Annotated in this window: 12 protein-coding genes; 3 read left to right on the forward strand and 9 right to left on the reverse strand. The window is 70.8% G+C overall.

All coding sequences use genetic code 11. From position 1 onward, the window contains the following. Positions 1 to 110: 110 nt before the first annotated feature. Complete coding sequence (locus ABD361_RS20075; protein WP_344436761.1) at positions 111 to 920, reverse strand: endonuclease/exonuclease/phosphatase family protein; 810 nt, start codon at positions 918 to 920, stop codon at positions 111 to 113. After that, the gene (locus ABD361_RS20080; protein WP_344436762.1) at positions 917 to 2,023 is read right to left on the reverse strand and encodes an aldo/keto reductase; all 1,107 of its coding nucleotides are present in this window, start codon (positions 2,021 to 2,023) and stop codon (positions 917 to 919) included. The genes ABD361_RS20075 and ABD361_RS20080 overlap by 4 nt, the downstream gene beginning before the upstream one ends. Before the next feature lie 74 nt (positions 2,024 to 2,097). On the opposite strand from ABD361_RS20080, the gene ABD361_RS20085 reads away from it, so the two are divergent. Next, positions 2,098 to 2,715, forward strand: a complete 618-nt coding sequence (locus tag ABD361_RS20085; protein WP_344436763.1) for a hypothetical protein — start codon at positions 2,098 to 2,100, stop codon at positions 2,713 to 2,715. Positions 2,716 to 2,786: 71 nt separating this feature from the next. Here the strand turns inward: ABD361_RS20085 and ABD361_RS20090 are convergent, their stop codons facing one another. The 4 genes from ABD361_RS20090 to ABD361_RS20105 all read right to left on the reverse strand — a co-directional run bounded on the left by ABD361_RS20090 (position 2,787) and on the right by ABD361_RS20105 (position 8,298). Further along, positions 2,787 to 4,943 carry a B12-binding domain-containing radical SAM protein gene (locus ABD361_RS20090; protein ID WP_344436764.1) on the reverse strand — a complete coding sequence of 719 codons (2,157 nt, stop codon included), beginning with the start codon at positions 4,941 to 4,943 and terminating at the stop codon, positions 2,787 to 2,789. Positions 4,944 to 5,105: 162 nt separating this feature from the next. Then, on the reverse strand, positions 5,106 to 6,212 hold the full coding sequence (locus ABD361_RS20095; protein ID WP_344436765.1) for a phosphoenolpyruvate carboxykinase (ATP): 1,107 nt from the start codon (positions 6,210 to 6,212) through the stop codon (positions 5,106 to 5,108). Next, complete coding sequence (locus ABD361_RS20100) at positions 6,212 to 7,126, reverse strand: lactate/malate family dehydrogenase (RefSeq protein WP_344436766.1); 915 nt, start codon at positions 7,124 to 7,126, stop codon at positions 6,212 to 6,214. Before ABD361_RS20100 ends, ABD361_RS20095 begins: the two co-directional genes overlap by 1 nt. Further along, a complete protein-coding gene (locus ABD361_RS20105; protein ID WP_344436767.1) occupies positions 7,123 to 8,298 on the reverse strand; it encodes a hypothetical protein in 1,176 nt (391 codons plus the stop codon). Before ABD361_RS20105 ends, ABD361_RS20100 begins: the two co-directional genes overlap by 4 nt. 866 nt (positions 8,299 to 9,164) lie before the next feature. Between ABD361_RS20105 and lexA the strand changes: the two genes are divergently transcribed. Both lexA and ABD361_RS20115 read left to right on the forward strand, forming a co-directional pair. Further along, a complete protein-coding gene (gene lexA, locus ABD361_RS20110) occupies positions 9,165 to 9,881 on the forward strand; it encodes a transcriptional repressor LexA (protein WP_344436911.1) in 717 nt (238 codons plus the stop codon). A gap of 372 nt (positions 9,882 to 10,253) precedes the next feature. Continuing rightward, positions 10,254 to 10,403 (forward strand): hypothetical protein, encoded by a 150-nt coding sequence (locus tag ABD361_RS20115; protein WP_344436768.1) that lies wholly within the window; start codon positions 10,254 to 10,256, stop codon positions 10,401 to 10,403. 488 nt (positions 10,404 to 10,891) lie between these two features. Here the strand turns inward: ABD361_RS20115 and ABD361_RS20120 are convergent, their stop codons facing one another. The 3 genes from ABD361_RS20120 to ABD361_RS20125 all read right to left on the reverse strand — a co-directional run bounded on the left by ABD361_RS20120 (position 10,892) and on the right by ABD361_RS20125 (position 13,761). Next, complete coding sequence (locus ABD361_RS20120) at positions 10,892 to 11,773, reverse strand: hypothetical protein (protein ID WP_344436769.1); 882 nt, start codon at positions 11,771 to 11,773, stop codon at positions 10,892 to 10,894. A gap of 209 nt (positions 11,774 to 11,982) precedes the next feature. Beyond that, positions 11,983 to 12,231, reverse strand: coding sequence for a DUF6233 domain-containing protein (locus ABD361_RS30705; protein ID WP_425583270.1), 249 nt, complete (start codon positions 12,229 to 12,231; stop codon positions 11,983 to 11,985). Positions 12,232 to 13,365: 1,134 nt separating this feature from the next. Further along, positions 13,366 to 13,761, reverse strand: coding sequence for an ATP-dependent DNA ligase (locus ABD361_RS20125; protein ID WP_344436770.1), 396 nt, complete (start codon positions 13,759 to 13,761; stop codon positions 13,366 to 13,368). Positions 13,762 to 13,808: the final 47 nt, after the last annotated feature.

The raw sequence follows: 13,808 nt of genomic DNA on the forward strand, positions 1-13,808 counted from the left end.
GATCCAGCCGTCAAACCCGACGCTGTCGCGATCGACGCCGGCCGGTGAAGGTGAGCAGGGGCACCTTCGCCGGCCGTCCGCTGATGCGGTCTGCCGGCCTACACCCGGCTTTACAGCACCACCGTGAGCGTCATGGCGGAGTGGTCGCTCAGGCCGGCGCGGCGTACGTCGTGGAGGTAGGAGCAGGCGGTGATCTGGTCGCGGTGCGCCGCGCTCACGAAGGCGTGGTCGAACCGGTAGCCGCTGCTGCGCCCGAACCAACTGTGCTCGACCGCGTCGGGATGCAGCGTGCGGAAGGCGTCGACGAGGCCGGCGTCGGCGAAGGCCCGGTAGAAGGCGTACTCCCAGGCCCCGAAGACCTTGTGGTGGGGGCGGTGGCCGGGCTCGACGACGTTGAGGTCTCCGGCCACGACGACCAAGCCGCCGAAGCCGTCCACGGCCTGGGCGAGATGTTCGGTAACCGACGCCTGGAATGCCCGTTTGTTCTCGTTACGCCGCTCTTTCGGGCCGCGCGAGGGCACGTACAGGCCGAGCAGCCCCACAGCATGCTCGCCGATCGTCAGCCGAGCCGCCGGCGCGCGGTGTGCGAGGAACGAGCTGGCGGGCGGCGTGACCTCGAGGGTGGGCAGGCGGCTGGCGATGACCGTGCGGTAGTCCCCGCCGGGCTCTGCGCTGACGATGCTCTGGTACCCGTTGTCGGCAAGGGCTTGGACGAGGGCGTCTCCGCCTGGTCCGGCCCCGACTTCGGTCAGGACCGCGACGTCGGCCTGCTCCTGCTGGGCGAGCCAGCCGGCCTGGGACCGGGAGCGGTCCGGGGAGGCGTTCTGCACGTTCCAGGTGATCAGGTTCAGGTGGGTGGTCGATGGCGGGCGTCCGAGGGCCTCGGGGGTGAGGAGGGCGAGCTGTCCGGGCGCGGTCATCGGCGGGCGTCCTTCTCGTCCAGGAACACCTCGCCGGACGCGTCCAGGGCCTGCTGGATGCGCGCTCCGGCGTCGCGGATGACGGCGAGGTCTTCGTCGGTCAGCGGTGTGCCCAGGCACGTGAGGTTCTGGCGTACCTGTTCCGGCGTGGTGAAGCCGGCCAGGACGGCGACGTGCGGGGCGCGCTGGAGACAGTAGCGGAGGGCCATGCGGACGAGGGCACGTTCGCTGGCACCGAAGCGCTCCCTCAAGGGTTCCAGGCCCGCCTGGATGATCTCCAGGGCGCCGGGGGTGAACCACGCCTTCCTGAGCCGGTGGTCGCCCTCGCCGTACTGGGGCGGCCGGCCGGAGGAGTGCTTGCCGGTGAGGAGTCCCTGGCACAGCGGCTTGTTGACCAGGATGGATACGCCGTGGGCGGCGGCGAAGTCGAAGATGTCCACCTGGCCGGGCCCAGGTGCCGGGGTCAGCGCGTTGTAGCGGACCGCGAGGTACTGGGGTTCGATCGCCGCGAACAGCTGCCGGAATCGGCTGTGCTTGTCCGCCCGCTCCGCCTTCGGCACCCTCACGCGCTCGGTGGCGTACCGGTGGGGGCCACGCATGCCGACGGCCCTGATCAGGCCCTCGCGCTGGAAGGTGCGCATCGTCTCGATCGCGCCGGCCAGGTAGCGGTCGTCGGGGCCGAAGTCGGCATTGTGGAGGAAGTAGATGTCCAGACGGTCGGTGCCCAGGTTCTCCAGGCTCGTCTCCAGCTGCCTGCGCATGTGGCCCGTGTGATAGGCGTGCTCGGCGGTGCCGGTGAAGTAGCCGACCTTCGTGGACAGCACCACCTGTTCGCGCGGCACGCCCTTGAGGAAACGGCCGATGAGCCGTTCGGAGTGGCCGTGGCCGTAGACGTCCGCCGTGTCGAACAGGTTTGCCCCCAGCTCGAAGGCAGCGTCGAGCCCGCGCAGGGACGCGGTGTCGGAGGCGGTGCTCCAGCCCATCGGCAGCCCGAGGTTGGTGCCGGGGCCGCCGATGGCCCAGCAGCCGATGCCCACCGGGTGGACCCTCAAGCCCCCGGCGAGGGTTCGGGGCGCTAAGCCGGTGCCGGTCGTCCTGGTCATGTTCCAGTCTCCTCTCCGTACATATCCCAGCAAACTGCCGCAAGTCGCGGTGCATTGGGGCTACGGTGGCTGGCGTGACGAACCCGCAGAGCACCCGACTCGATCTTGGCGCCATCACCAAGAAGGGATGGGCCGGCCGTGGCGATTTCCCCGACGAGGAGTACGCCCAGGCCGCCGCGTTCTACGCGGCCCGCCGCGCCCAGGACCCCCGCCTGCATCGCGTGCGCGAGAAGGCCGCAGCGCTCATCAAGGAGTGGACCGGCCGCACGCCCCGCGATGTGGGCAGCTTCGGTATCCGCCTGAACCTTGAGTCCTCCGACCTCGACCTCGGCATCGGCTACCCGGTCGCCGAGCGGCAGACCCTCCTCGAGGCCCTCGCCGGCCACGCAAAGCTGCTGGGCGAGCGCAAGACGCGGTTCTCCACGAGCCGCCTCGTCTTCGCCTTCGAGGTGGAGGGCGTCGAGGTGGACCTGTCGGCCCTCACCGAAGAGGATTTCGCGGTCGCCTGCCGGATGCTCGACGAGATCGAGGCGACCATGACGCTGGAGGAGCGGGTCTGCCACACCTGGGTCAAGCACCTGCTGCGCGAGGCGGGCCGCATGGAGGACTACGCCGACTGGAAGCTGGTGACCTACCGGCGGTTCTGCAGCGAGTTCAACTGGGTGCCCATCCCGGAGAAGACCGGTTCGTAGAAGGTGGCCGCGGCCACCGCGCCGGCGGAGATGGCCCCTGCCACCCCCGCCGGCGCCCTCGGGCCGGCGGTTCAGGTGCCGCACGGGTCGGCCGCGTTGATCAGCCGCCACTCCCGGGACTCCTCCCACCGCCGGTACTCCCGCTCCAGGGTCTTCGCGTGGTCCACCGGCAGGCACCGGGCGACCTGCTCCGCCACCACCCCCATGCGGGCCCGCAGAACGGCGTGCTGCGCGTCCAGCTCCGCGCGCAGCGCACCCCGCAGCGCCGTACGGGCCACCGGGGACCGGTGGAGCGGGCTGCGGTCGATCACCTGGATCATCAGCCCGAGCACGGTGAACGAGGCGTCCTTCAGCACCACACGGGCCTCGCGCACCGTGTGCCGCGGCGCGCCGTCGAGGACCTTCTCCAGGCTCTTGAGGGTGTAGTCCAGGGCGAAGTTGCGGTCGACCCACAGCTGCGCCCATTCGCTGGCCTCGCCGATGCGCCAGTCAGCGAACTCGGCGTCCTGCCGGCCCATGGCCGGCCGGACCTCCCCGGCCAGCCCGGCCTGCTGCACCTGCCGCGTGTACGCCGCGCCGAGCAGGCACTCCATCGACACCAGCATGTAGGAGATGCCCGTGTGGAACGGGCGCCCGGTCGATGCCGCGGCGACGAAGTCGGGGTCGCGGACCCCCTCGACGATCTCGCCGGGGCTCAGGTGCGGCAGGGGGCGCAGCAGCAGGTCCGTACGGCCCTGGAAGACGTAGGTCGCCCGAAGCTCCTCCAGGGTCATCAGGTGGTCGAAGGTGATGTACGTGAAGCGCGTGGGTACTCCGAGGGCGGACAGCGTCCGGATCGCGAGCGCGTTCTGCTCCCCGGTGGTCTCCTTGTTGAACCGCTCCAGGATGGAGTCCACGCCGGACTCGACGCCGAAGAGACAGCGGCGCAGCCCGCGCTCGACGAGCGTGCGCCACATCGCCGCCCGCTCCGCATGCCAGCCCACGTCGCGGTCCGGCCGCGCCACCTGATCGATCCGGCAACTCGTCTCCCACGCGAAGCCGGCCGCGTGCAAGGTGGCAGCCATGCCAAGGGCGCGGTCGACGGCGTCCGGGCCGCGCCCGATGAACTCCTCGTCGACCAGGTACAGGGTGCGGGAGATGTGCGGGTAGCGGTCGAAGATGCGGCCGAGCTGGGTGAGCAACCAGGGGAACGCCTGTGGGGCTGCCCCGGCCCACTGGCCCTTGTGCCCTCGCGGGCAGAAGCTGCAGAAGTTTGTGCAGCCCCGGGACCCCTCGATCTGGGCGACGCCGTAGAACTCGAACGTCGAGGGGAGCAAGTCGAGCTCCGGCAGAATGTCGTCGGCCAGCAGGCGGTTGACCGGCTTCGCCGTGCGGCGGCGCACCAGGCCGAGGGCGCCCCCGCGCGGGGCCCCGGTGTAGCCGATGCCCACGATCTGTTCGCGGTCGATGTCGCCGTGCCAGTGGGCGAGGAGGCCCTGGATGGTCGTCTCGCCCGCTCCCCGGGCGATCAGGAGCTGGGGATAGCGGGCGAGCAGCAGGGCTTCGTTCCTGGCTGTCAGGCTCCCTCCAGCGATCACGAGGGGCGGTTCCGGGAGGAGGGAGAGCGCGTCGAGGAGCTCGGTCATCATGTCGTGCTGACCGAACGTGGCGCTGATGCCGAGGATGTCCGGCGACTCGGTGGTGACCCTCTTGATGATGCCCGGCAGGGTCGCGCCGAGCTGCATGTCGACCAGCGACACCTCGCCCATGAGCGTGGCGCGCGCCGCCCTCGCCACGTCGGAGATCCCCAGAGGGAAGCGGGGCAGGGGGAAGTGCTCTGGGTGGTAGAGAGCGACCAGGAGGACGCGCGGGCGGCTGAGCCGCAGCTCGGCGTAGTCGTCGAGCGCGGCCGTGGACAGCCAGGTGCCCGGGGTGTCGATGCTCACGTGCCCGTCGGTCCAGGCCGGCCAGGACCGGGTGGAGTGCGCGAGACCCGAGAGGTCCGCGATGATCCATGAGTGATCCGGCCGCTGGATGAGGACCAGGCGGCGGTCGAGGGTTCCAGCGACGTGGATCTGCCCGCCGCGGGTGTCCAGGCAGTCGTGGAGGAAGCTGCGCAGTCCGAGCGGGTCGGTCAGCAGCTTCTCGGCCGTCTCCCTCTCCTGCTGCGTGAAGCGATGCTCGCGGCCGGCGGCCTGGCAGGCGCGCACTAACCGGGAGACCTCGGGAATGGATGATGGCGCCCTCATGCTCATGTCTCCCCTGCATGATGCGGCCGCACAGCGCACAGGATCGCCCAAGTCCGTGCAGGTTACGGCCGGGGTTGATCGTGAATGATGGGTGCGGTTCCGCCAGAGGCCGCCGGTGGAGGTGACGGTCGTCGTCACCTCCACCGGCGCCCCGGCTGACCGCTACTCCTCGGCGGTGAGGGTCTTGAGGAAGTCGGTGTTCGCGGCCGCGTCGTGGCTGAGGCGGAACGTGGTGCGGGGCAGGCCGGTGAGCATGCCGAACGCGGTTCGCACCCCGGCCGCTCCGTTGTCGGGAAGCAGCCCGAAGATGTCGGGGTAGCGGTCCTCGGAGGCGGCGGTGAAGAAGTCCTCTTCCCGCAGCGGCCGCTCCTCGTCCAGCAGTTCGGGCTCCGAGCCGGGGGTGATGTGCGGGAACAGGAAGCGCTCGGCCGCGCCCCGGGTGGTGAGGGTGAGCTTGAGCATCGTGGAGAGCTGGTCGGGGAAGAGCTGCAGCTTCAGCTCCCGGCCGTTCTCCCACTGCGGGGTGCGGTTGCCGGCCAGGAGGGCATCGGTGACGCGCTGGTCCTGGGTGGGGTGGAGCCGGTCGCCGCCCATGAAGCGGGTGCGGACCTCGTCGTACAGGCCGAGGGCGTCGAGCAGGCCGAGGCCGACGGCGGCCGCGGAGGGCCACGGCAGCACGTTCACCGTTCCGTCGACGCTGCCGCGCACGAAGACGCGGTCGTTCGCCAGCAGCCCCATGCCCTGCCGGGCGAGGGTGAGCGCGACGGTGGTCTTGCCGGCGCCCTTGTTTCCGAGCGTCAGCAGGACGGCGCCGGTGTCGCGGGTGACGGCGGAGGCGTGGAGGATGGCCCAGCCATCGGCAAGGAGCTGCCCGCGCACGCTCTCGCGCGCGAGCCGTGCGGCGGCGAGCGCCACGGCGACCTCGTCGGCGCCGACGATCCGCACGGTGCCGGCCGGCCACGCCTCGTAGGCGAGCTGCTGGTCGGGCTGCGCGGCCCGTACGGCGCCCTCCGGGGTGCGGGTGTGGACCATGGGTGTGCGGGCGTACTCGGTCTCCTCGTGCGGGAGGTGGACGATGCTGCGGGTCAGCAGCTCGGTGGCCTCGGGGTCGATGTCGGCCCGGACGGTCCGCTCGGCCTGGTCGGCGGCGGTGGCGCTGGTGGCGTGCCACCAGGGGCCGAAGTAGCGCAGCGTCCAGTCGGTGACGAAGCCGGAGTTGCTGGTGACGGTCACTGCGTGGTGGTCGGCGCTGATACGCGTCGAGTGCATCAGGTGGGTACTCCTTCGGTGAGGTGAGCGGGGAGGCTGTCGTAGGCGGCGCGGACCTTGGCGCGGGCACGGGCCAGCGCGCGGGCCTCGCCCGGAGACAACGGCGGGAGGCATACGCTGGGCTGCCCGGCGGTGAAGTGCAGCGGCATGCCCAACCAGATCCCTTCGTGGCTGACGGACAGCTCAATAAGTCCGTCGGCCAGGCCGAGGGTGTGCTGCAGCGCGGCGAGCACGGCCCCGGCGCAGCCGGCGCGGGCTCGGCCCAGGCCGGCGGTGATGCGCTGGGGCCGGTCGGCGAGTGCGGCGCGCAGGGTGGGCAGCGGCACCTTTGCGGGCATCCCGGCCACGCGGGTGGTGGAGGCGCAGATCACCGCCTGGTCGCCGTGCTCGCCGATCACCCGGCCGTCGACGACGTCCACGGGGACGCCCAGGTGTTCGGCGAGCAGGAGCCGGTAGCGAGCGCTGTCGGTGTGGGAGCCGACGCCGTAGGTGCGACGGCAGCCGGAGGTCTCTGCGAACAGCCGTGCGAGCACGTCGACGGGGTTGGTGACCACGATTGCGATGCCGTCGTAGCCGCCGAGGTCCTGGGCCAGCTTGTGGACGATGGGGGCGTTCGCGGAGAGCCCGCCCATACGCACGTCGCGCTCGCGGCGGTTGATGAACACGGCGCGCGGGGCGAGCACGATCGCGTCGCAAGCCCCCATGTCCGCGACCTCGACCGCGTGCGCCCTGACGGGCGAGCCGCTGACCTGCTGCAGATCCTCGAGATCAGCCACCAGCGCCGCCGCCGAGTCCCCGGTGCGGGAGGCGACCAGGACGCGGGCGCACCAGTCGGTGGCCATGAGCAGCATCGCGACCGACTGGCCGATCGCCCCGGCCCCGACCACGCCGACGGTCACCTTGCGGCCGGTCACCGGACGGCCTCGCTGACGACCTCGGCGAGCGCGAGCCGCCACACCGTGCCCGGCTCCGTGCCCGCCTCCAGCAGATTGGTCACCCGGTCCATCACGTGCAGCGCTCGGCCGGCCGAGCGCCGGGTGGCGTCGCCGAGGTCGGGCAGCATCAGTCCCGGCGGCGCCGTCACGTAGGTGGTGATGATGTTCGTGGTGTCCATCAGCCACAGCAGCACCAGCTGCCGCAGCCACGCCTGGCGTGCGCCACGCTCCATGCCGAGCGTGCGGGTCGCTACGAACTCCGCGATGCCGTCCGCGATCCCCCGCACCGTGCCGTACGGCGGCGCGGACACCAGCAGGCGCAGGAGGAGGCGGGAGAGGAGCTTGGCCTCGTCAGTACCGGCCCGGCCCCGGGCCAGCCCCGGGTCGAGGAACACCGGCCGGCCACCGGGGCCGTCCGGGAAGAAGACGTGCTCCGGCTTGAGATCACCGAAGGTGACGTGCATGACGCCGTCGCTGGGCTCGGCGAACCGCAGGCGCCGCAGCCGCGCCACCACCGCGGCGATCTCCTCGGCAACATCCCCGGCCAGCCGCATGTACACCGGGCCCGACAGCCCGTTGAACTTACGGGCGAAGACCGCATCTATGGCCCGCTCCCCGATCGCGATCCGCTCCAGGCCGCGCACCACACCAGGCCGAGCCAGGCCCTCGTCCAGCTCGTTCATCACCGTACCCAGCAGCTCCGCCGTCAGCGCCGGCTGCTGGATGAGCAGCTCCTCCAGGGTCGGCCCGCCGACGGCTTCGGTGAACAGCACCCCCTGCCCGTGGTGCACGACCGCGGGAACACGTAAGGCGGACTCGCGGCGCAGCAGCCACAGCTGCTCGGCCTCGCGCTCGAGCAGCGACCCGGGGGTGGCGACGTACGCGGACTGCCGCGCCCGGACGGCACCCCAGTCGCCGCACGTGCCGCGCAGGAGCGACACGAGCGAGACACCGAGGAACGACAGCTTCGCGAACAACTCCTCGTCGCCGATACGGACCCGGCGGACGTAGGTGGTCACCGAGGCGGTACGGGCGCCGAGGTGCACGACCGTGCCGGGGGCGAGTGCGGCGGCCGCCGAGCGGATCTGGCCGGCCGCATAGGCGAACACGTCGGCCGCCACCGGGCGCGCGGGCGGTGCGAGAGCGGGCATGGTCGTCCTCCACGCAGGTCGAGTACATCAGCGAAAAGGGGGGTGTACTGCGGAAAGGCACAGGTCACCTGGCGGGCATATGTGTTCCGGGCCGCCGAGACCGACCAGCATGGTCACCCCCGGACCCGGCACGCCAGAGGTGGAGGTTTGCCAACGAAACCGGAAAACCTCACCTGCCCCAGGTGCCACACCCGCGCCTTCCGCCCCAGGGTTGCGGCCGACGCGGTGGGGGCACCCGGCGGCGAGCCGAAGGTCCCAGCAGCCGACGGTGCGGGTGGTGAGCATGGGGTGCCAGTCTCCGGGTTGGGCGTCCTTCCGGCCGCCGCAGCTGGATGGCACCTGGCAGGCTGGCGGTCGCCCTGTGGTGAGACTGGTCCAGCCGATGTATCGGGTTAGGTCTCAGTGGGGTGCGGTGGACCGGATGAGACACTCAACTACTGTCAGTCGGAGGAGACTTGTGGTGATCCTCAGCAAGGGCAGCGGGCAGCCGGCTGGTGAGGCGATTCCGGTGATCAGCCGGGCGGCGCCGGGGAAGCGGGGCGCTGTTTTGTGAAGGCGGAGGTCGTGGGGGAGAGGGAGCGGCTGTCCTGCGGTGGGACTCGCGTCGGATGCTCCTGCCAGAAGACCTTCTTCCGGCGGTAGACGTCGAAGGCCGGCTCTTCGGCGAGTGCCGTGAGTGGATGGCGACGACCTCGGGCGGGGTACCGGCACTGGCACTCGGGCTGGTGCCTGATTTCTTCGGCTTGCCGCCGCGCGGCCGCGGCACGCTGCGGGCGACGCATATCCGCCCTGGTCGGAAATACCTTCCTTTTTCGCTGGTGGCGGCGTTACGGTCGGTGCACACAAGATCATCAAGGGGGGATTTCATGCATGCCAGTACGATCCTGCCCGGCCGACCGCCGGGCAACGGGGACGGCAGTCAAGGTCTGACAGTCCGCCAGCGGGCGGTGCTGGCTTGTATATCCGAGTCCGTTCGCACTCGCGGATACCCGCCCTCCATGCAAGAGATCGGCGATGCGGTGAGCCTGGCGTCGACCAGCTCCGTCGCCCATCAGCTCAAGTCACTCCAGCGCATGGGCTTCCTGCAGCGCGACCCGCACCGGCCCCGCGCGTACGTTCTCGCACCGCGCGCCCAGGCACTGGCCAGCACGCATCCTCTTCCTCCGCCGCACGATGCGTACCCGGGTGAACAGGCCGAGCCCGCTGCCGTGGCCCAGGTCCCGCTGCTGGACCGGATCGCCGCCGGATCGCCGGTTCTCACCGACCAGGATGTGCAGGAGGTTCTGCCCATGCCGCGGCACGTGGTCGGCGACGGCGAGCTGTTCGCGCTGACGGTCGTCGGCCAGAGCATGATCGATGCAGGCATCCGGGAGGGCGACATCGTCACCGTCCGCCGCCAGAGCGCCGCCGAACCCGGTGACATCGTGGCCGTGCTCCTGGACGGCGGCGAGGTCACGGTGAAGAAGTTGCGGATCGCGGATGACGGGGTCTGGCTGATGCCCTGCAATCTGGCCTACTCACCGCTCCGCCTAGAAAACAGGACGATTCTAGGCAAGGTCGTCGCCGTGCTGAGGTCGCTGTAGAAACGTTCCGCCATCTACGGCTCAGCGGCGATCGTCTGCACTCGGCTCAACCGGCTCGGCTTCGCGCTTCGGATGTGCACGGCGCGGTACATCGCCGACCACCTGGTCTGCTGCGTCCTGACCCGTTGGTGCAGGGAGCCCACAGCAGCGTTCACGCTGCGTTGCCAGCCGGGCGCGTGTAGCATCCTCCTCGTGTGACACCCGAGACTGTGCCTGTCCGGGACGCTCGCGGCCGGTCGGCCACCCCCGTGGTGAGCCCGACTGGGGCGCGGCCCCTGGCAAGCCGGGACCGGCCGCGCCCATGGCCGGGCTCTCCAGCCGGAGGCCCGACCACTCGTGGGCGTACGCCCACCCGGAAGAACGGCGCAGAACATGGGCCGTCACGCCAAAGGGAGCACCAACCGTGCCCACCTCACCAGGGCCGGCATCCGCTGGTTCCTCCGACTGATCATCGCCATCCTGGCGGCGGTCGCCGGAGCGGCGACCAGATGGGGGCTGGAGGTGGTATCGCACATGCTGTAGCCCCCGCCGGCGCAAGTCTGGCGGGGACCCTTACAGCAGGTTGAACTCCCTGAAGCCCGGCGCCACGCCCATGGTGTCGGGCTTCGCTGCGTCACTGAGGGTGCCGCAACGTCCTCTCAACCATAGCCGGGCCCGTCAGGTCGCGCGAGAACAGTGGCCTGGCAACTGCGGCCCAACGTGTTGCACATCTACCGGCGGTCGTCCGAATGAGTGAACGTGAACCGGGGCTTGCTGATCATCCTGCGCCGACCGTCGCAGCCCTCGCCCAAGAAGCTGTCCCGCGGCCGGGTGCATTGCTCGGCCACCCACTTGCTGCTCGTCACCCCCTGGCAGTGCTGGCACGTAGCCCAAGGCCATGCCGCTGGCCGACGCGGAGCACCTCGTCCGCACCTCACAGAACTGGGCCTCCTCAACGGCGATTGGTGGTGACCCGAGTCATACCTCCGACGTTGCCTTCGGGCGGCGGGGTTTCGTGCTGGCTAACTAGGTCAGATTTCCCTGGCTAGGGGCATGGCATGGTCACGGTCTGCGGGCGGGGCGAGGCGGGACAGCCACAGCCGAAGGCGCAGCGGTGGGTGAGACCGCAGAGCCCAGAATGCGCAGATTAGGCGCCGGACCGGGGGGACGTGGCGGGCGTCCTCCAGCGCCTGCTGCCAGGACGCGACCGCCACCTCGCGGCCGCAGCGGCGGGCCGCGGCTCGGTCACAGGCCACCTCGGACCACCACAGGTATGCCACCCACAGCGCCCCCAGCCCGGCCAGCACTCCGGCAGCCCGGCCCAGTGGGAGTAGGCCCGTACACAGCACCATGAGCACCACCCCGATGACTTCGGCGGCGAGCCTGGTGTGGGAGTCGTGCCGCCGCAGATGGGCGAGCTCGTGCTCCAGGATGTACGGCATCACGGCATGGCGCTCGGGCCACAGCCAGATGTGCCCGAGAGTGACATGCCCGCGCCGTCCCAGGCGGACGGAGGACGCGTCGTCCCACGTGCCGATCCGCCCGCCGGCAACCGAGAGCGATATCCGCCTCATTCCGGTTTCGCCGGCGAATGCCTCCACCCGTTCCTCGACCCGGCACATCTGGCTGACCAGGAACTCGAAGTCCTTGTCGCGACTCCTGTCCTTCGCCACCGTCCTGTCGGGGTCGCGGTAGGCGCGCCAGGTCATGTCATGTCCGGCTGCGCCCAGCCACAGCGTGCGGCCCAAGTGGGAAAACCCGGACCATGCCCGTACTACCCCGGCCACGACCGCAAGCGTGATCAGGCCAGTGGCGCGTGGCTCCGTCCACCAGCGCAGTGCCGCGAGCCCGCAGCCCAGCGCCACTATCGTGGCCTGCTCGCCGTACCGGGAGAGCAGCGTCCTCATGTCCATGACGGACGACGGTAACTGCGGACAACCCCGTCGCGCAGCAGAAAAGCCCGGCGAGATCTGCTCTCACCGGGCCTTCCTGCTGCCGCATCGGTGGGCTCGGCTATGGAGGGAGGTGAAGCACAAGAGCACTTCACCAACGGCCCTTTGCCTGAGCAAGATCGAAAGTCTCCGCAGAGAGATCGCGAACGGCCTCGGAGGTTGCGCGGGGGTCAGCCCTGGCTGGTGGGCTGCTGCTGAAGCAGGCCGGCCGCGCCGCATATGGTGCACGCCTCGGCCCCGGGTTGGCGTAGGGCTTCCTGCGCCTGGGCTGTGGTGAGGTCGGCAGGCCCGGCGGGCCCGCTGGAGAGGAAGCACTGGGCATGGTGCACGACCGTGCGCCGTGGACCTGCATTGCTGTATGGCTGACGGGTTGCTCGATGCGCCACCGGTCGGTGCTGTCCCCTCGTGCCGGCGGCCACGGCCCACGTCCCTCCGGCTGGGGCGGCCGGGCGGGGGCTTTGTGTCCCTTGCGGGCCCGGGCGATCGCCGCTGGGTGCCGGCGGGTCGGCACGCCGTCATACGACTCGTCGGGTACCTGCTCGACCTGCGTGGCCGGGATGTGGCAGATCACATCGGCGGGCTCGGCGACGTCTCGGCCGTCTACCTGGGCGTGGGCCCACAGCGTGAGCGACACCGTGTAGAACCACTGCCCCTGGCGGCTCTGCCACCTGCGCAGCAGCCGCCCCCTCATCTTCTGACCATCGGGGAGCCGGACCCAGAGTCTGGGTTTCGGGGTCTGCTCGGAGATACCGTCGCCGACAGGATCGGCCATGGCAGGGTCAGGTGGCTCGTGCATGTTCATTCCGGCGCTCACAGCTCCCTCCGGCCGTCGGCCCCCCTTCCGGTACCCCGGGGCGTTCTACCCTTCACGATATAGAACAATTATTCGAGCGTGCATCTTGTACTCCCTTCGCCGGGGGCGGCCGACGGTTGCGAGCGGGCGTGCAGACGGCGAAGAACCGATGCCGCGCTGAATCGAGAGGATTAGCCGTGACCACTGCAGAACCGGACAAGGCGCCCGTGCCGACCTGCCCTCCGTCGCAGGTCGGCCCCTGTGCACGGTGCCGCCGTCCATGTTGTCGATATGGCCCGGGTGCCCGAGCTTTGTGCCCGGTGTGCTGGGGGCTCGCCGAGGCTGAGCGCACCAAGCCTGCGCGAGCCGCATGACGCTCCGCGGCGCGGCAGGCGGCGAGGTGTCGGGTCACTACCCGGGCGGTGGCGTCTCTTCCGGGGCGAGGTCGGGCCGTACACGCACCAGCCGGACGGGATGCCGCCATCTCCCGGCGGCGTCTCGGGCCACGTCGCCGGCGATCTCGACGACCAGGTCCGGGCGCGGTCAAGGTCACCTCCAGCGACTCCCGCCCTGCCCCCCACACGCCGGAGGAGAAGGTGCCGCCTTGCCAGGGGTGGCCCGCGACGGCCCGGGGAGAGGTGTACTGCCAGCTCCGGGCGCAGCGAGCCGGTGACGGGGGTGCTGCGGCCCAGGTAGCGCAGGCGGCCGGTGGGGTCCCGGCGGCCGACGAGCACGGTGGCCGGCTGGCGCAGAGTGCCGGTCACGCCGCCGACGAGGACGTCGTGGCTGCTGTGCAGCTTGTATTTGAGCCACCCCTCGCGTTGGGGCGGTAGGCGGACGTGCCGTCCTTGATCAGCAGGCCCTCGACGCCTACCGGGGCCCACTGGGTCATCCACCGCTCGGCCTCGTCGCGGCTGGTGGTCATGGGGCAAAGGGTCCAGGGCGGGCCGAGCCGCGCGCGCTCGAAGAGCTGCTCCAGGCGGTGACGCCGCTCGGTGTAGGGGAGGGAGAGCAGCTGTTCGCCGGCCTCGTGCAGCAGGTCGAAGCACACGAATTGAGCCGGGTTCTCGTCGGCCATGCGGGCCGCGGCGGCTCCGGTGTGCCGGGCCCGCTGCTGCAGCCGGTCGAACGCCAGCCGGCCCTCCGCCCACACCACCACTCCCCGTCCAAAAGCACCGGTGGGGGCAGGTCGCGGGCGGCCGC

Source organism: Streptomyces luteosporeus (assembly GCF_039532865.1).
Taxonomy (GTDB): Bacteria; Actinomycetota; Actinomycetes; order Streptomycetales; family Streptomycetaceae; genus Streptomyces; species Streptomyces luteosporeus.